15 protein-coding genes are annotated in these 17,669 nt (G+C 70.9%); 10 read left to right on the forward strand and 5 right to left on the reverse strand.

Annotated features, from left to right (window positions below):
• Positions 1-11: 11 nt before the first annotated feature.
• On the forward strand, positions 12-1,832 hold the full coding sequence (locus M2302_RS20815) for a serine hydrolase domain-containing protein (protein WP_280839521.1): 1,821 nt from the start codon (positions 12-14) through the stop codon (positions 1,830-1,832).
• 33 nt (positions 1,833-1,865) lie between these two features.
• Here M2302_RS20815 and M2302_RS20820 read toward each other — a convergent pair whose 3' ends face one another.
• The gene (locus tag M2302_RS20820; RefSeq protein ID WP_280839522.1) at positions 1,866-3,284 is read right to left on the reverse strand and encodes a PQQ-binding-like beta-propeller repeat protein; all 1,419 of its coding nucleotides are present in this window, start codon (positions 3,282-3,284) and stop codon (positions 1,866-1,868) included.
• A 173-nt stretch (positions 3,285-3,457) separates the two neighbouring features.
• The gene (locus tag M2302_RS20825; protein ID WP_280839523.1) at positions 3,458-3,934 is read right to left on the reverse strand and encodes a heme-degrading domain-containing protein; all 477 of its coding nucleotides are present in this window, start codon (positions 3,932-3,934) and stop codon (positions 3,458-3,460) included.
• 184 nt (positions 3,935-4,118) lie between these two features.
• On the opposite strand from M2302_RS20825, the gene M2302_RS20830 reads away from it, so the two are divergent.
• From M2302_RS20830 to M2302_RS20845, 4 genes are all read left to right on the forward strand, one after another.
• Positions 4,119-4,478: an MmcQ/YjbR family DNA-binding protein gene (locus tag M2302_RS20830; RefSeq protein ID WP_280839524.1), complete on the forward strand. Its 360-nt coding sequence runs from the start codon at positions 4,119-4,121 to the stop codon at positions 4,476-4,478.
• A 1,276-nt stretch (positions 4,479-5,754) separates the two neighbouring features.
• Positions 5,755-6,726, forward strand: coding sequence for an NADP-dependent oxidoreductase (locus tag M2302_RS20835; RefSeq protein WP_280839525.1), 972 nt, complete (start codon positions 5,755-5,757; stop codon positions 6,724-6,726).
• A 97-nt stretch (positions 6,727-6,823) separates the two neighbouring features.
• Complete coding sequence (locus M2302_RS20840; protein ID WP_280839526.1) at positions 6,824-7,342, forward strand: hypothetical protein; 519 nt, start codon at positions 6,824-6,826, stop codon at positions 7,340-7,342.
• Between the two features lie 425 nt (positions 7,343-7,767).
• A complete protein-coding gene (locus M2302_RS20845; RefSeq protein ID WP_280839527.1) occupies positions 7,768-8,205 on the forward strand; it encodes a hypothetical protein in 438 nt (145 codons plus the stop codon).
• Between the two features lie 83 nt (positions 8,206-8,288).
• Here the strand turns inward: M2302_RS20845 and M2302_RS20850 are convergent, their stop codons facing one another.
• The 3 genes from M2302_RS20850 to M2302_RS20860 are packed head-to-tail and all read right to left on the reverse strand — an operon-like array spanning position 8,289 to position 11,113.
• Positions 8,289-8,999, reverse strand: a complete 711-nt coding sequence (locus M2302_RS20850) for an NADPH-dependent F420 reductase (protein WP_280839528.1) — start codon at positions 8,997-8,999, stop codon at positions 8,289-8,291.
• A gap of 40 nt (positions 9,000-9,039) precedes the next feature.
• Complete coding sequence (locus tag M2302_RS20855; RefSeq protein ID WP_280839529.1) at positions 9,040-10,071, reverse strand: LLM class flavin-dependent oxidoreductase; 1,032 nt, start codon at positions 10,069-10,071, stop codon at positions 9,040-9,042.
• Complete coding sequence (locus tag M2302_RS20860) at positions 10,064-11,113, reverse strand: LLM class flavin-dependent oxidoreductase (protein ID WP_280839530.1); 1,050 nt, start codon at positions 11,111-11,113, stop codon at positions 10,064-10,066. Before M2302_RS20860 ends, M2302_RS20855 begins: the two co-directional genes overlap by 8 nt.
• A gap of 112 nt (positions 11,114-11,225) precedes the next feature.
• On the opposite strand from M2302_RS20860, the gene M2302_RS20865 reads away from it, so the two are divergent.
• The 5 genes from M2302_RS20865 to M2302_RS20885 all read left to right on the forward strand — a co-directional run bounded on the left by M2302_RS20865 (position 11,226) and on the right by M2302_RS20885 (position 17,602).
• Positions 11,226-11,726: a MarR family transcriptional regulator gene (locus M2302_RS20865; RefSeq protein ID WP_280839531.1), complete on the forward strand. Its 501-nt coding sequence runs from the start codon at positions 11,226-11,228 to the stop codon at positions 11,724-11,726.
• 314 nt (positions 11,727-12,040) lie between these two features.
• Entirely contained in the window at positions 12,041-13,204 is a 1,164-nt protein-coding gene (locus M2302_RS20870) for a glycosyltransferase family 39 protein (protein ID WP_280839532.1), read from the forward strand.
• 290 nt (positions 13,205-13,494) lie between these two features.
• Positions 13,495-15,228 (forward strand): glycosyltransferase, encoded by a 1,734-nt coding sequence (locus tag M2302_RS20875; protein WP_280839533.1) that lies wholly within the window; start codon positions 13,495-13,497, stop codon positions 15,226-15,228.
• Complete coding sequence (locus M2302_RS20880) at positions 15,216-16,379, forward strand: glycosyl hydrolase (RefSeq protein ID WP_280839534.1); 1,164 nt, start codon at positions 15,216-15,218, stop codon at positions 16,377-16,379. The genes M2302_RS20875 and M2302_RS20880 overlap by 13 nt, the downstream gene beginning before the upstream one ends.
• An 80-nt stretch (positions 16,380-16,459) precedes the next feature.
• Positions 16,460-17,602: a glycosyl hydrolase gene (locus tag M2302_RS20885; protein WP_280839535.1), complete on the forward strand. Its 1,143-nt coding sequence runs from the start codon at positions 16,460-16,462 to the stop codon at positions 17,600-17,602.
• The last annotated feature ends 67 nt before the right edge of the window (positions 17,603-17,669 follow it).

Genomic DNA, 17,669 nt, shown 5'->3' on the forward strand with positions numbered 1-17,669 from the left:
GGAGTGTGGCCATGACCACGTCGTCCCGCCCGCTGCACCGCCCGCCCGCGCTCCGCCGGCTCGCGCTCGGCCTGGCCGTGGCCATCCTCGGTACGACGGCGCCGGCCACCGGGGCGGCCGGCGCACCACTGCGCGACGAGGCCGGGCCGCCGGCCGTCACCCCCGCCGACATCCACTTCCGGCAGGACACGCTGCGGCCCGGCACCGCCCGCGAGGTCGGTCTGCTTCCCGCGCCCGTGGATCGCCTCCCCGCCGACCTGGCGGCCTATCTCCAGCCGACGCCGGACCACCCCGGGTACCCGGCGTACGCGGGCGCGGTGGTCCTGGCGGCCAAGGACGGCGTGGTCGTGCAGCACGCCGCCGTGGGCACCGCGGTCCGGTACGCCGCCGTCGGACCGCCGCCCGGGCTGGTCGGGGTGGAGCTTCCCGCCGACCAGCAGATCCCGATGCGGCCCGACACCGTCTTCGACCTGGCGTCGGTGTCGAAGCTGTTCACCACGATCGTCACCATGCAGCAGGTCGAGCGGGGGCGGGTGGAGCTGGACGCCCCGGTCGCCCGCTACGTCCCGGAGTTCGCGGCCGGCGGCAAGGAGGCGGTCACGGTACGGATGCTGCTGACCCACACCTCGGGTCTGCCCGCCTTCACGCCACTGTGGAGCAGGTACCCGACGTCGGCCGAGCGGTTCGCCGCCGCGCTGGCCACGCCGCTCGCGGCCGGGGCCACCCCCGGCACCCGCTACGTCTACTCCGACCTCGGCCTGATCGCACTGGGCGTGCTGGTGGAACGGGTCACCGGGCGGCCGCTGGCCGACCTGGTCCGCGACGGTGTCACCGCGCCGCTGGGCATGACCGACACCGGCTACAACCCGGGGCCGGAGCTGCGGTCGCGGATCGCCGCCACCGAGTACCAGCCGTACGCCGGGCGCGGCATGGTCTGGGGCGAGGTGCACGACGAGAACGCCTGGTCGCTCGGGGGCGTGGCCGGGCACGCCGGGGTCTTCTCCACCGCGGCCGACCTGTCGCTGCTCTGCCAGTCACTGCTCAACGGCGGCGAGTACAGCGGGCGACGGATCCTCCGGGCGGACACGGTGCGCGCGATGCTGGTCAACTACAACGCGCCGCTGGAGGCGGCCTACCCGGAGAGCGATCGCGGGCTCGGCTTCGAGCTCAACAAGCACTGGTACATGATGGGGCTCTCCTCCCCGGTGGCGTTCGGGCACACCGGCTTCACCGGCACGTCCCTCGTCATCGACCCGCTCTCCCACTCGTTCCTCATCCTGCTGAGCAACCGGGTGCACCCCGACCGCGGCTGGGGCAGCAACAACGTCGCCCGGCGCGCGGTCGCCCGCGACCTCGCCGAGGCGATGCCGGTGCGGCCCCGGTCGCGGGAGGCCTGGCGGGCCGACCCGCGCGACCTCGCGACCGTCACCCTCACCGCCCCGCTGCGCCGGGCCGCGCACGGCGGCGCCGCGAGCTTCCTGCTCTGGTACGACACCGAGCCCCGCTACGACAGCACGCGGTTCGAGGTCTCCACCGACGGGGGCCGGACGTGGGCTCCGGCGCGGATGCTGCTGCGGCACGGGGACCGGCGCTGGACCAGCGACGGCACGGTCACCGGGTACGGCGGCCGGGCCTGGTGGCAGGCCTCGGTGGCGCTGCCCGACCAGGCGACCCACCTGCGCTGGAGCAGCAGCACCGACGGCTCCGGCCAGGGTCGTGGAGTGTACGTCGACCGGGTCGTCGCGGGAGACCGGGACGGGGTGCTCTTCGACGGCGAGGGCGTCGACGCCGCCCTCCTCGTCGCCGACGGGTGGTCACCCGCCCGCAGCTGACCGGAACAACACGACGTCGACAGGCGTGGGTGCTCAGCGCAGCCGGCGGATGTCGCCGTACGCCCGGTAGAACCCACCTCGGCCGGACTCGCGGACCTCGGTCACCAGGTAGCGGGCGCCCGGCTCGCGGATGCCCTTGGGGAACTGCACCGACCAGTCACGCCGGTAGCCGTCGGAAACCACCTGGACCCGCAGCCGCCCCCGATCGTCCAGGCACTGCACGACGACGCCCGCGCCGGCGTCGCTGGTCACCTCGACCACCGTCGGCTCCACGGTCCGCGGCGCCTGGCGGGGCGCCTTGACGTCCAGCACCTGCGGCACGTCGCCGACCTGGGCCGCCCGGATCGCCGGCTCGCTGGCGTCGATGCAGGCCAGATGGCCGCCGGTGGTGACCACATAGAGCCGATCGTCGTGGTACTGCATGGAGTACGCCGAGCCGCAGCCCGTGCCGAGCTTCCACAGTCGGGTGCCCGCCGCGTCGAAGCAGTAGATCGAGGACTGGCTGTCGCCGGCGAAGACGTACCGGCCGCCCTCCGCGGTCGCGCAGGAGAAGACCGGGGCGTCGCACCGGTAGCGGCGTTCGACCCGACCGTCCTTGGCCAGCCGCACCACCTCTCGGGTGCTCGTCCCGGCGAACACGCTGCCGCGCTCCTGCCACCCGAAGAGCACCGAGCCGGTGCTGGTGTGCCAGAGCTCGCGGCCGGTACGCCAGTCGTAGCCGGTCACTCCCTGGGAATGGCCGTGGTAGAGCGCGTCGGTGTCGCAGCGCACCATCCAGGCGGAGCGGCCCCGCCCGGGCCGACGCCAGAGGAACTCGTCCTCGTGGTCGATGGCGGCGATCCCGCCGTCGGCGTCCGAGACGCCCAGGACGCCGTCGTGGATGTCCAGCCAGTAGATGTCGATCTCCGGGGCGATCGCGTACGCCACCCGGGGCACCTTGCCGGAGAGGTCGTAGACGTTGCCGTCGTCGCAGCCGGCGTAGATCCAGGCGTCGTCGGCGACGATGCACTTCACCCCGTCGGGGAGGCGGACCTGGCTGCGCACCTGGGCGTCGTGGCCGAGGGTGGTGATCACGCCGTGCTCGTTGCCCACCATGCAGTGCTGCCCGTCGACGAAGATGCCGAAGGCGGGGGCACCGGAGTCGTAGCGCCACAGCACCGGGGCGGTGCGGGCGGTGGAGCGGGTGCTGACGATCTGCCGTCGGGAGACGCTGCGCTTCTTTCTGACGCCGGGGACCGCCGGGGCGTACCCCTTGCGGACCTTCTCCCCGATCTTCTTCGCCGCGGCCGCCCGGGCCCGCGCGTTGTCCGGATAGGCGCTCGCCTTGACCTGCCCCTGGTCGCCGATCCGGCCGTAGCGCACGGTCAGCGTGGCGTCCTCGACGACGACCTCGTAGAACTTGTGCGCACCGTCCACTTCGGACAGTTCGAGGTAGGTCGTCTCCTGCGACATGGGGGCCTCCGAGGGGTCAGCGACCGGCCCGACGTGGCCGGCGCGGCGACAGTGACCACACGCTAACCGCCGCCCCCGACAAGATCGCCGGGGTTGACGAGCCACTGGCGGCGGCCCGTCAACCCCGACCCGTGCCCACCAACGCTCGGGTTACCTACCGCACCGGTGTACGACTAACGCGAGGTTCCGCGAAGCATCTCGACGACGAAGCGGTGGTCGTCCAGTTGCGGAAGTCCGGAGACGCCGAACCAGCCCACCACGCCGGTGCCGCGAACGCGCAGTGGCACCGCACCCCCGGCGGCCGCGTACTTCGCGGCCGGCAGTCCGAATCTCTCCGCCAGGGTGACCTGCTTGTCCTGGCACAGCCGTGCCATGTACAGCGACGAGTGCTCGAACCGCATCACCACTCGTCCCTTACGACGCAGCCACCCGTCGTTGTCCAGCGTCGAACCGGGCAAGCCGCAGTGGAACAACTGGCGCCCGGTCCGCCACACACCTACCGAGATCGGCAGCTGCCGCTCACTCGCGGCGGCGACCGCCCGCATCCCCAACTCGTACGCGTCCGACTCCGACAGAGCCGGCAGCTCCAACTCGCCCTCCTCGCGCAGCAGCTCCTCCAGCGTCGGCCACGCGTCATGGTCAAGTGGCATACGTACCTCTTCTTGGTCGAGTGGCGGACTGCGCCGGGTTGGGTGTCCGTGCTTGTTGATTGTCGCAAACCGGATGGGTGCCTCCGCCGCGATGGGCGAGACGCCGGCAACATGCGAACATGATCAATGTCGGTGCCGAGGCGTAACCTCGGCCCGGTGAGGATCCGACCCGGGAGGGACCCCGATGGCTGACGCCGATGATGTCCGCCGGATAGCCCTGGCCCTGCCGCACGTGGTGGAGATCGACAGCGAGGGCTTCGACTTCCGGGTCGTCGGCAAGGGACTCGTCTGGTCCTATCCCGAGCGCAGGCCGGGGAAGCCACGGGTGATCCGGACCGACCTCGCGGTGCTGTTCGTCGGCGACGAGGCCGAGAAGCAGGCTCTCCTCCTCGGCGAGCCCGACCTCTTCTTCACCACACCCGGCTACGAGGGGTGGCCGCTGGTGATGCTGCGCCTGGCCAAGGTCGATGTCGAGCGCCTGCGGGAGCTGGTGACCGATGCGTGGCGGATGCGGGCCCCGGACGCGCTCGTCAGCGACGGTTGACGGCCGCCTGACCGGCGCGTCCACCGTGCTCGCCGGGGTGGGGCGACGCGGGCGGGTGTCCAGCGCGGCGCGGTGGCGGCCCAGGCGGGGCGTCGGTCGTCGATCGTGAGGGTGGCCAACAGCCCTGGGTGGTCGGTCGCCCCGCGCATGCCTATCGACCTGCTGCAACAGATCGTGACGTCGGTTGTCGCCATGATCTGTTGCACCGCGCCGTCGTCGATCCGCAGGTAGCCCGGCGGCACGCAGGACCGCACGTCGGGGGAGCCGCCGTGCCGGAGGTTGAGGTCGCCGCTCAGCACGGTGGGCGCGTATCCGGTGCTCCTGCGGATCATCGGTACGACCGTGTCGAGCAGGTGGGCGCACTGGGCGAGCGCGACGGTGGCACTGGTGGCCGCCAGGTGTGTGGTGCAGGCGTGCAGCAGGCCGGCGACGTGGACGCAGAGCCAGGGCCGTTCCTCGGGGTCCGTGACATCCTGCGTCGGGTGGATCCCGCTGTGCACCGTGTGCCCCGGGTACGGCGCGGCAAGGTGGGTCAGCAGCCCGACCCCGTACGGCTGCCCGTTGCGGCACTCGGTGACGGCGCCGGTAGGGCGGTCACCGGCAGCCTTGAAGGCGGAGACGACTGTGCCGCCGCCGTGGACCGCCGCGAACGCTTGCTCCAGCGCGGCCACGTCGTCCTGACAGATCTCGTTGAGGGTGACCAGGTCGGGCAGTTCGGCGCCGATCACCTCCGCGGCCTCGGTCACCGATCGGCCCGTGTAGCAGCCGGCCCGGCCGCTGTTGCAGAGGTTCAGCTGGAGCACCCGCAGGGCGGTGGATCCGGTGGCGTCGGCCACCGACGATCCGGCCGGCAACCCGGCCGCGGCGATCAGGCACACCACGACCAGGGCCGGGCGGAGAGTTCGGTACGAACGATCAGCCCCGCACCGACGAAGGAATCCGACCAGGGCGTGACCGCGCGACGGACGGCCCCTGCGGGGGCGGGTGACGTCGGTGGCGGGCTGCTCGGACATGCGGGCTCCGGGTGGGGGAGGACGTGTCTTCGCCGGGGTGCCAGCGATCTTACTGCTGCCGATCGGTCGCCGGACCCTGTGCAGGCCGACGTGTTCCGGGCGCCGGCGGCGCGGAGGTGGTCCACGGGACAGGCCCGGCGGGCTCGCGCCGGTAGCCCGACCGGGTGAACGGCGCTCGCGCAGGGACCCCGGCGACGGGTGCACCGGCATGCTGCCTTCGACGATGCGGTGCCCGCACGACACCGGGGTGGAGAGGATTCCAGATGGCAGACGGCGACGTGCCGGAGCAGATGCAGGCCGCGGCCTTCGACGAGTTCGGCGGTCCGCAGGTGATCACCCCGCGTATCCTGCCGGTGCCGCAGATCGCCGACGACGAGGTTCTGATCAAGGTGTGGAGCGCCGGCGTCGGGGTGTGGGACGCCATGACACGGGAGGGCGCGCTGGTGCCCGAGGGGTCCACCTTCCCGATGGTGCCCGGCGCCGAGGCCGCCGGCAGCGTCGCCGCCGTCGGCCGGCAGGTGACCAACGTCGCCGTGGGCGACGTGATCTACGTGTACGGCTACACCCGGCCCAAGGGCGGCTTCTACGCCGAGTACGCGGCGACCAGGGCCGAGTACGTCGCGAAGCTGCCGGCGGGTTTGCCGGTGGAGCACGCGGGGGCCATGCCCACCGACGCGCTGACCGCCTTGACGGGCCTGGACGTGCTGGGCCTGTCCGCCGGCGCGTGGTTGCTGATCTTCGGGGCGAGCGGGGGACAGGGGCACCTGGCCGTGCAGTTGGCCAAGCGGCAGGGGCTCAACGTGGTCGCCGTGGCGTCCGGGGCTGAGGGCGTGGCGCTGGTGAGCCGGCTCGGCGCCGACCTGGCCGTCGACGGTCACGGTGACCTCGCCGAGGTGCTCGGGCGGATCCGGGAGCTGGTGCCGAACGGCGTGGACGGCCTGCTGGCGATGGCCGGTGGGAAGACGCTGGACAAGCTCACCGAGGCGCTGCGCGACGGCGGCGTGCTCGGGTACCCCCACGGGGTGCAGCCGGAACCGTGCGAGCGGCCCGGCGTGACGATCAAGGCGTACGACGGCGAGACCGGGCCCCGGCAGTTGCAGCGCCTCAACGAGCTCATCGAGGCCGGACCGTTCGTGGTGCACGTCGCCGAGAAGTTCCCGCTGGGGCAGGCAGCGGAGGCGCACCGTCGCCTGCAGACCTCCTTCCCGGGCAGGCTGCTGCTCACGGTGGTCTGACCGCCGGGGCGTCGCCACGCTGCACGACGCCTCGCACGATCCCGGCTCGCGTACCGCTCTCGGGTGTGGTGGCGCGGCCGGCGGGTAGGGCTTCGCCATGGTGAAGCGAGCGGTGTGGCAGGGGCTGGTCGCCGGACTGGCGGGGGCGGCGGTGATGACCGCGGCGGAGAAGCTGGAGCAGCGGGTGACCGGACGGCCCGACTCCCACGTGCCGGCCCGCGTACTGGCGCGGCTCACCGGCCTGCCGGAGGCACCGACGCGTCAGCCTCGGCGGCGGAACCTCACCATGCACTACGGCCAGGGCGCGCTCGTCGGCGTGGTGCGCAGCATCATGGCGCAGGCCGGTCTGCGGGGTGCCTGGGCCTCGGGGATGTTCACCGTGGTGCGGCTGACCAACGATCAGATTCTGGAGAACGCCACCGGCGTGGGGGCGCCACCGCAGACCTGGCCACGCGGCGAGCTCGCCGTCGACGTCCTGCACAAGTCCATCTACGGATTCGCCACCGGAGCGGTAGCGGACATCCTCGCCGCCCGCGAGGGTGCCGGCCCCGGCCAGCGGCACGCGGCGCTGCGCCCCGGCCGCCGCTCTGACGTCGGCCCGCTGCCCCGAGGCTGAGCGGGGCGAGTTCCCGCGTAACAATTGCCATTATTTCGTTAGCAGCAAGAGCATTTTCTTTCATCAGCCGGCAGCGAATATGTGGATGAGAAGAATTCGCTGCGACAATCGTGAAATTGTGCCGAGCGGCGCCGAAGTGAAGCAGGACACATCCGTCGGCGCTGTTTTGTGGGCGGCGTCGACGCTGAACAGCGAAAGCGCGCCGTCGCGCCGGTCGTCGCGCCGCCGGAACCCGCCTGGACTTCCTTGACGGCATATCGGGGATGCGATCTCATCGGGGCCGGCGCCGACGAATCATCAAACGGCCGGCGCCGTCCGGCGTTCTCGTCATCCTGGTCGTGCCATTCACCCTTGGCGCGCGACCACGGTGGACGCCGCCCATTTCGCCCGCCCGATCGGTGGGCCCTTTCGAAAGGGAGTGCACAATGACGTCACTCGGTGTCAAGATGCTCGGTGTGGTCGCCGTCACCGGTATCGCTGTCGCGGCCGGCGCCTCACCCGCCACGGCCTCCGCCGACAGCGACTTCGCACTGGAGAGCGCCGGGGTCAGCGCCTACGGCAGCTACGACATGATGATGAGCATCCCGGAGCGGCCGGTACCGCCGGTGGCGGTCAACGGGACGCTCGCGGTCAACGCTCCCGGGCGGTGCGGTTTGGTCCAGATCGCCACCAACGGGCCGGCTGACGAGCTCGTCTGGCGGACCTTCGCCGCGCTGTGCACTCCTGGCAAGACGACCGCCCAGACCCGTTCCGAGTTGCTGTGGGGTGGGTTCAAGCCACGGCTCCGGCTGTGCGTCGGCACCACGGTGGCCCGGGCGGAGCGTGGCCGGGTCTGCGACACGTACACCCCTCCGGTCGACTGACCGGGACCGCGCAGCACGGCCCGGGCCGCGCGACCAGCGTGGCCCGGGCACGTGCGGGTGGTGAAGCCGCCCGGCGGTGTGACCTACCCCGCCTTCGGCGTGGCTCGTGCCAGGGCGACGACCCGCCCACGCTCCGACTCCGCGAAGCGGTCGAGCATGGCCCGCACCTCGTCGGCGCTCACGTTGGCGCCGAACAACTCGCTGCCCGGTTCCAGTCGCACGCCCTCGGCGAGCGGGCCGGCGACGACCGGATCGAAACCGAGCCGGTCGACCAGGGACGCGACGACGTCGAGATCAGCGCGGTCGTCGCCGGCGATGGCGATGGCCTTGCGGCCGGGTGTACCGCTCGGCCGCGCCCCGTCCTCGAGATCGTGGTACCCCATGTGGTTGAACGCCTTGACGACGCGGGAGCCGGACAGGAACGCCTGGACGGTCTCGCTCGACGAGGTGCGCGGGTCGGTGAGGTCGTCGCGGATGCCGTCGATCTCCCACCAGTAGTTCATCGCGTCGACGACGAGCTTGCCGCGCAGCGCCTCGGCGGGGATGCTCCGGTACTTGCCCAGCGGGAGGGCGAGAATGACGATGTCGGCGCCCCCCACGGCGTCGACCGCGGTGGTGGCGACCGCTCCGGGCGTGAGCACCTCGATGGTGAGGGCGATCTTCTCCGGGTCGCCGGAGCCGGCGATCAGCACCCGGTGACCGGCGGCGAGGGCGAGTCGGGCGAGCACTGTGCCCACCTTGCCGGCACCGAGGATGCCGAGCGTCTGGGGCCCGCTCCGGGCGCTGTCGTTCATGTCTTCCTTCCGCTTCCCGATCGGCCGTCCGTGGGCCCGATCAACTGGCGAGGATGTCACGGACCATGGGGATCACCTTGGTGCCGTACAGCTCCACCGCGCGCATCCGGGCGCTCACCGGCTGCGCTCCGGCGGTGTAGATGAGGTCGAACCGGCCGACGCCGAGACTGCGGATCGCGCGAGCCACCCGGCGGGCGACGGTCTCCGGGGAGCCGATGTAGAGGGAACCGTGCTCCACCTCGGCGTCGAACTCCGCGCGGCGGATCGGCGGCCAACCGCGCAGCGCGCCGATCCGGTCCCGCATGACCCGGTAGTACGGCCAGTACAGCTCCTTCGCCTCCTCGTCGGTGTCGGCGATGAAGCCGGGCGAGTGCATTCCGACCGGGTGCGCCGTCGTGCCCAACTGCTCGGCGGCCCGGCGGTAGAGGTCGATGTAGGGCGCGAAGCGCTCGGGAGCGCCGCCGATGATGGCGAGCATCAGCGGTAGGCCGTATCGGGCGGTACGCACGACCGACTGCGGCGAGCCGCCGACGCCCACCCAGGTGGTGAGGTGTCCCGACTCGGTCTTCGGGAAGACGTCGGCGCGCTCGAGCGGGGCACGCTTGGTGCCGCTCCAGGTGACCGGCTTCTCGTCCAGCAGCTTCGCGAACAGCTCGATCTTCTCCTCGAAGAGCACGTCGTAGTCGCGCAGGTCGTAGCCGAACAGCGGGAAGGACTCGGTGAACGACCCGCGGCCGAGGATGACCTCGGCCCGGCCGTGCGACAGCGCGTCCACCGTGGCGAAGCGCTGGAACACCCGGACCGGGTCGTCCGAACTCAGCACGGTCACCCCGGAGGCGAGCCGGATCCGCGAGGTACGCGTGGCGATCCCGGCCAGCACGGTCTCCGGCGTGGACACGGAGTACTCCGGCCGGTGGTGCTCGCCGAGGGCGATGACGTCGACCCCCAGCTCGTCCGCCAGCACCGCCTCGTCGACGACCTGACGGATCGCCGCGGCGTAGGAGACGAGCTTGCCGGAGTCGTCCTCCGGCACGTCGCCGAAGGTGTCGAGGCCGAACTCGAGATCAGACATGGGTGGGCTCCTTCGCCAGCAGCTCCCGGACCCGCGGCGCGACCTCACTGCCCAGCAGTTGGATGGTGCGCGCGCGTGCCTCGCGGGGCAGGTGCATGATGTCGTACTTGAGATCGAAGCGGCTCAGCCGCAGGTCACGGGCCATGGTGGCGATCTTCTGCGCGACCGTCTCGGGTGACCCGACGAAGAGCGCGCCGGTGTCGAGCTCGGCCTCGTAGCGCTTGCGGTCCGGCTTGTAGAAGCCGCGTTCCGCGGCGGTCTGCGCCACCACCGGCTGCCAGTACCGCCACCAGGTCTCCACGGCCTCCTCGTCGGTGTCCGCGACGAGGCCGAGCGAGTGCTGCCCGATCGGCTGCACGGGATGCCCGAACTGGTCGAGCGCCCGGAGGTAGAGGTCGACGTTGCCGGCGAACCGCTGCGGGCGCCCGCCGATGATGGCGTGCATGAGCGGAAGGCCGTAGCGAGCGGCGCGGATCACCGAGTTCGGGCTCCCACCGACACCGATCCACGTCGGGATGCCACCCGCCGGCATCCGCGGATGCAGGCGCTGCTCGACCAGCGGGCTGCGTACGGTGCCCGACCAGGTGACCTTTTCGTCCCGCTGAAGCCGGACGAAGAGGTCGAGCTTCTCCTCGAACAAGCGCTCGTAGTCCGCCAGGTCGTAGCCGAACAGCGGAAACGACTCGGTCGCCGACGCCCGCCCGAGAACCAGCTGGGCCCGGCCGTTCGACACCGCGTCCAGGGTCGCGAACTCCTGGTAGAGCCGGACCGGGTCGTTGGTGCTGAGCACCGTCACCGAGGTCCCGAGGCGGATCCGATCGGTCGCCGTCGCGATCGCCGCGAGCAGCACCGGCGTCGCCGAGTCGTTGTGGCCCTCCCGGTAGTGCTCGCCCACGCTGAACACGTCGAGGCCGACCGACTCCGCGAGCCGTGCCTCGTCGACGAGCAGCCGCACCGTCTCGGCGTCGCTCAGGACCCGGCCGCCGTCAGTGGCGACCTCCCCGAACGAGTTGAGTCCCAGTTCGAAACCCTCAGCTGTCATCGTCTCCTCCTCACGCTCGCTCCCGGGCGGCGATCTCGCCGCAGGAAGCCTTCGACGATTGACATGTCAACCATGCTAGCCTCAGGATTGACATGTCAACCAGGAGCGAGAGATGACGAAAGCCACACCTGACCGGCGAAAGGGACGCCAGCTCCCGAGTGCGGCGGAGCTGCGGGCCTGGCGCGACTACATCGAGACGGCGGAAGCCCTCAGGTCCCAGCTCGCGTCCCGCCTCCAGACCGAGTCTTCCCTCTCCCCGGGCGACTACGCCGTGCTGCTCGCTCTCACCGAGGCGCAGGAACGGCAGATGCGCTCCTCCGAACTCGCGGCCCACATCGGCTGGGAGCGCAGCCGGCTCTCCCACCACCTGGGGCGGATGGAGCGGCGCGGGCTGATCCGCCGCCAGGAGTGCGCAACCGATCGCGGTGGGGCGGAGGTCCTGCTGACGCCGGCCGGAGCCGACGCGTTCCGGCGCTCCACGGTTCCGCACCTGCGCGCCATCCGCGAACTCTTCGTCGACGCTCTCACGCCGGATCAGCTCGTCGCGGCGGGCGAGATCGCCGCAGCGCTGCGCGCGCACCTCGACCCGCACCAGACTCCTCAGGCGCCGTGAAACGTCCGGTGAGCCCGGAACTCTCGTCGCACTGAGGGTGGGACCAGGGCACCCTGCGGCTGAGCCCCGCGCCTCGATCAGCTTCCCGACCGCTGAACGGCGGTTGATCCCCGATTCGGTGCTTGTGACGCATCCGGGCTATGTGTCCGCCGCTGTTCCCTATGCTCCAGGTGACATTCCTACTCGATCCAGGACTCCGGCCGGTCCTGCGCCGCGTGCTGCCCACGCCACGGGACCGCTGGCCTGGCGTCGCCTCGGGGCGCGCCCCTGCCACGGCTTCGACCGCCGGTTCCGACAGAAATGCGTGAGACACGATGAAGGACGCGGACACCATAGTCCTGCCCCGGCTGACGTCGACGGAGGTCGACGTCGAGGACCCCTGGGGCGAAGGCCACGACGTGGCCCCCCAGCCGGCGACCCACCCCGTCCGGTGGCGGGTCGCCGCCTGGCTGGTACCGGCACTGCTGACGGTCACGCTCTGCCTCATCCGGGCCGCCGCGCCCGCCCCGCCCACCGGCGACCCCCCGGCCTGGGGCATCGCCGGTTCAGCGCTGATGCGCTGGTGGGCGGAGGTCCTCGGCACGCCGGGCCCGGCGGTGCGGGCGGTGTCGATGGTGGCCGTCACCGCCGCGGCGGCCCTCGTCGGGCTGTTGGCGGCCCGACTGTTCACGCCACGGGTCGGCCTGCTGGCCGGGGTGATCTTCGCGCTGCTGCCGACGTCGACCCGGTACGCGCAGGAGGTCCAGCCGTACGCGCTGACGGTGTTCGCCGCCGTGCTCGCCACGTTCCTGCTCGTGCTGGCCGTCGACCGGCCGACGTTCGTACGCTTCGCCGGCTACGGCGCCGCGGTGCTGCTGCTGGGCCTCTCCCACGGTCTCGCGCTGCTGTTGCTGGCCGGGCACGGCTGGACCGTGTTCGCCTTCCGGCGCGGCGTGGCCGGCCGTTGGTCGGCGGTGGCGCTCCTGGGCGCGCTACCCGCGGCCGCCGCGCTGGGACTGTTCGGCGGGCCACCCGGCGCGCCGATCGCGCGGGGATCGAAGCTCACCCCGGACGTGTTGGCCGCGACCCCCCGGGAGCTGTTCGGCGTCACCGCCCTGGGCATCGTACTGCTCGGGTTGGCGCTGTTCAGCCTTCCGTTGCGGCGCTCCGCCGCCGTCTACACCGCGTGGGCGGTGGTGCCGCCGCTGGCGTTGCTGCTCGTCGCGCAGGCGACACCGATCTGGGGGCCGGAGGTGCTGCTCTTCACGCTTCCGGCGTGGGCGACGCTCGGCGCGGTCGCCCTGGCCCGGGTGCGTGCCCGGTGGTGTGCGGTCGCCCTGGTGGCGATCGCGGTGCTCGGTGCCCCGGCACAGCTCGCCCTGTTGACGGCGGAAGGAAGCGAGCAGGCGACCGGCGATCTGGCGAGGATCATTCGACTGTGGACCCGGCCCGCCGACGGCGAGACGCCGGACGGGGGCTCGCCCGGGCTTCGCCGGTGACTGAGAACGGCCATCGGAACAAGGCTCAAGGCCATTTGGGCAACATGACCCCTTTGAGCAAAGTGTCCGAATAGCATCGGCTCCGGTCGGGTTCGTGTCGGGCAGAATCTTTTGGGGGCAACGTGGGCATCGCCAGCGATACCCGGCTGTCTCACGTCGCGGGGGAGGTCACCGCGGGTGCTCCCTTCGTCTCCCCGCCCCGGGCCTCGTCGGAGCAGCCCCCTGACCGGCGACAGCGCAACGTCAGAGCCCGTCGCGCCTACGCCGCGTGCGGGACGACGGCCGGACCGTTGGTCGCGCCACGGCACCCGGAGGCGGCGGTCGAGTTCCGCCACGCCTTGTCGCCGGCGTCACGGCTGATCCTGACGCTGTTCGTCCTCGTCAACAGCGCGGTCGGCCTGCTGTTCATCGGTTGGCTGCTGCTCCCGGCCCACGTGCCGGGGCCGGGCGTGACCGGGATCGGGAACTGGCAGACGATGACGGCCCGGCTCGGCTTCTGCGTGGTCGTCGGCGTCGAGCTGATCCGCCTCGCGCAGAACGTGGTGATCTGGGTGTTCGCGTTCCACGCCAAGGATCCGATCCCGGTCGATCCGCCGGTCGGCCTGCGGGTGGCCCTGCTCACCACGATCGTGCCCAGCAAGGAGCCGATCGATGTCGCCGAGCGGACCCTGCGGAGGATGACCCAGATCGTGTACTGCGGCCAGGTCGACGTCTGGATCCTCGACGAGGGGAACGACCCGGCGGTGAAGGAGATGGCCGCGCGGCTCGGGGTGCGGCACTTCAGCCGTAAGGGCCGCCCGGAGTACAACCAGCCGAGCGGCGAGTTCCGGGCCCGGACGAAGTCGGGCAACCACAACGCCTGGCGGGCCGAGTACGAGCACTGCTACGACGTGGTCGCCAACGTCGACCCGGACCACGTGCCGCTGCCGGGCTTCCTCGAACGGACCCTCGGGTACTTCCGCGACCCGGACGTCGCCTTCGTGGTGACGCCCCAGGTCTACGGCAACATGCACCAGAACTGGGTCGCGCACGGCGCGTCGGTGCAGCAGTACCTCTACAACGGGCTCATCGCGCGGGGCGGGAACGGGCTGGACGCGCCGCTGCTCACCGGCACCGGCCACCTCTACCGACCGGCGGCCTGGCGGAGCATCGGGGGCTACCAGGACTCGATCATCGAGGATCACCTCACCAGCATCCGGGTCCACGCCGCCGTCAACCCGCAGACCGGCAACCGGTGGAAGGGCGTCTACACCCCGGACGTGCTGGCCATCGGGGAAGGCCCGACGTCGTGGGCGGACTACTTCAACCAGCAGAAGCGGTGGGCGGCCGGCATCTGCGAGATCCTCATCCGCCCCGAGCTGCGCGCACCGCGCCAACTCGGTGGACGGCGCCGCTGGCAGTACCGCCTGCTCCAGTTCTACTACCCGAGCGTCGCCGTCAGCCTGCTGCTGGGCAACCTCGCCACGGCCATGTACCTGCTCACCGGGGTGGGCGCGGCCCAACTCGACGTCACCGTGTGGTCGGTGCTGTGGGGCTCGAGCATGGGCACCTGGTTCTTGCTGTGGCTCTGGCTCCGCCGCTTCAACATCGCTCCCCACGAACGGGAGGAGATCGGTCTGGTCGGCATGGCGCTGGCGCTGTTCGCCGGTCCCATCTACGTGGCCGCCGGTATCAGTGCGCTGTTTCGGCGGAAGCTCGGGTTCGTGGTGACGGCCAAGGGGAAGCTGCGCACCACCGAGTCGCTCGGCACCTTCCGGCTGCACTTCTGCTGGGCGGCTTTCGCCGCTGCCCTGCTCGGCGCGAGTTTCGTACTGGAGACCAGCTTCACCATGCTCCACGTCTGGCCGATCCTGACCCTCCTGACAGGTCTCGGTCCGCCACTGATCGCGCTCCTGTCGAACATCACGGCCCGCGGCAAGCAGCACGACGACACGGCCGAGCAAGCCGCGCGCGCCGGCAATGAGGAGCGCCAACCGCCGAAGTCGCGGGCGCCGGCGGACGGAGGTTTGCCATGGCCAAGCTGACCGTCCCGCGGGTCATGATGGTGTTGATCGCCGCGCTGCTGCTGGCCTACGCCTTCGCCATGGCGCCAAGGACCACGGCCGAGGGCCGAAAGGAGGCGCCGTCCGACCGGGTTGCCGCAGCCGGACCACGCGCGGTGGCGACCGCCGAGCCAGGCTCGTCGCTCGCACCGGACCGGAAAATCTTCCCGCCAGCTGGTAAGACGTTCATCGGTGTCATGACCCACGAGGGCCCGCACGACTTCACCGCGGTGAACAGGTTCACGGCGGCCGCGAAGCGCCAGCCGCAGGTCATGCTCTTCGGCTCCGGATGGGCAACCGACACATTCGACCGGACGCCCTTCGACCGGATCAAAGACCGGGGCATGCTGCCGATGCTGGGCTGGGAACCGTGGGACTACCGATTGGGCGAAGCGGCTATCAAGAAGGGGCTCCCGACCCACGAGGTCGACAGGTTACGGAACGAGCAGACCCAGTACCGGTTGTCCCACATAGCGCGCGGGGACTTCGACAGCTACCTGCGATCCTGGGCCGAAGGGATCAAGTCACTCGGCTACCCGGTGGCCATCCGGTTCGCCCATGAGATGAACGGCTACTGGTACCCGTGGTGCGAGCTGGTCAACGGCAACCGACCGGGCGACTACGTCAAGGCGTGGCGCCACGTACATGACCTGTTCCGAGCTGCCGGGGCCACCAACGTCACGTGGGTGTGGAGCCCGAACAACATCTGGGACGATTCGCTCCCGAAACTCTCCACGTTCTACCCGGGCGATGCCTACGTCGACTGGGTGGGCATCTCCGGCTACTACACCACTGTGTTCACCCCGGACTACCGGTCCTTCGACGTGATCTTCGACCGGATCATCAAGGAGATCCACGCCTTCAGCAGCAAACCGCTGGTCATCACCGAGACCGGTGCCTCCGACGCCTACGGGCGCAAGGCCGAGTGGATCAGGCAGACATTCCGGCTGCTGCCCCGCTACAAGGACATCATCGGCGTCATCTGGTTCGAAGTGAACAAGGAGAGGGAGGTGGACTGGCGCATCGTCAGCTCACCGGCCGTGACAAAAGCCTTCGCCAAGGGGGTGGCCGACCCTCGCTACCAGGTCACCTGGTCGCCAGACATGCTCCTGCGCAGGAAACTCGAGGACTAGATGTTCCGTACCCGCCCTCGTCCCCGGTCGGAACGCCACCCGCCGAGGTTGCGGGTGGCGGCTGAGGGGGTTCTGCAACGATGAGGTTGACGGTTCCGCGGGTCCTGATGGTGCTGACCGGCGCGCTGCTGCTGACCTACGCGTTCGCCATCGCACCGACCACCAGGTCCGGGGGCTGGGAGGACGGCCCGTCCCGCCGGATTGCGAAGGCCGAGGCAACGGCGGCACCGAGCGCGCCGCCCCGACCGGCTGCGGAACTCTTCCCGCCGGCCGGCAAGGCGTTCATCGGTGTCATGACCCATGAGGGCCCGCACGACTTCACCGCGGTGGACATGTTCACGGCTGCCGCGAAGCGCGAGCCGCAGGTGATGCTCTTCAGTTCGGGGTGGGCGTCCGACACATTCGACCGGACGCTCTTCGACCGGATCAGCAGCCGCGGCATGCTGCCGATGCTGGCCTGGGAACCGTGGGACTACCGCCTGGACCAGGCGGCCCGCAAGAAGGGCTTCAGCGCCCGCAAGATCGACAGGATCCGCTCCGACCAACCCCACTACCGGCTGTCCCGCATCGCCCGGGGGAGCTTCGACACGTACCTGCAGTCCTGGGCCCAGGGCATCAAGGCACTCGATTACCCGGTGGCCATCCGGTTCGCCCACGAGATGAACGGCGACTGGTACCCGTGGTGCGAGACGGGCAACGGCAACCGGCCGGGCGACTTCGTGAAGGCCTGGCGTCACGTCCACGACGTGTTCGAGGCGGCCGGGGTCAAGAACGTCATCTGGACGTGGAGCCCGAACGTCAGATGGGACAACTCGACCCCGGAACTCTCCACGCTCTACCCGGGCGACGACTACGTCGACTGGGTCGGACTCTCGGGTTACTACGGCCCCGGGGCGCTCTCGACGTACCGGTCCTTCGATGCGATCTTCAACCAGACGATCAAGGAGATCCGCACCTTCACCCACAAACCGTTGGTCATCACCGAGACCGGCGCCTCGGACCGCAGGGGGCGCAAGGCCGAGTGGATCAAGCAGACCTTCCAGTTGCTGCCCCGCCACCGGGACATCATCGGCCTGATCTGGTTCGAGGCGAACAAGGAGGTGGACTGGAGGATCGTCAGTTCTCCGGCCGCCGCCAAGGCCTTCGCCCGGGCGGTCGCCGCCCCCCGGTACGACTTCGGCTGGTCGCCGGCCATGCTGCCGCGTACCCGGATCGAGGAGTAGGCCCGGGGACCGGACGCTGCCCGCGTGACGCACCTGTCGGCGGGCCAGAAGTTGATCGGCCCCCTAC

This window comes from Micromonospora sp. A200 (assembly GCF_029893845.1).
Lineage (GTDB): Bacteria > Actinomycetota > Actinomycetes > Mycobacteriales > Micromonosporaceae > Micromonospora > Micromonospora purpureochromogenes.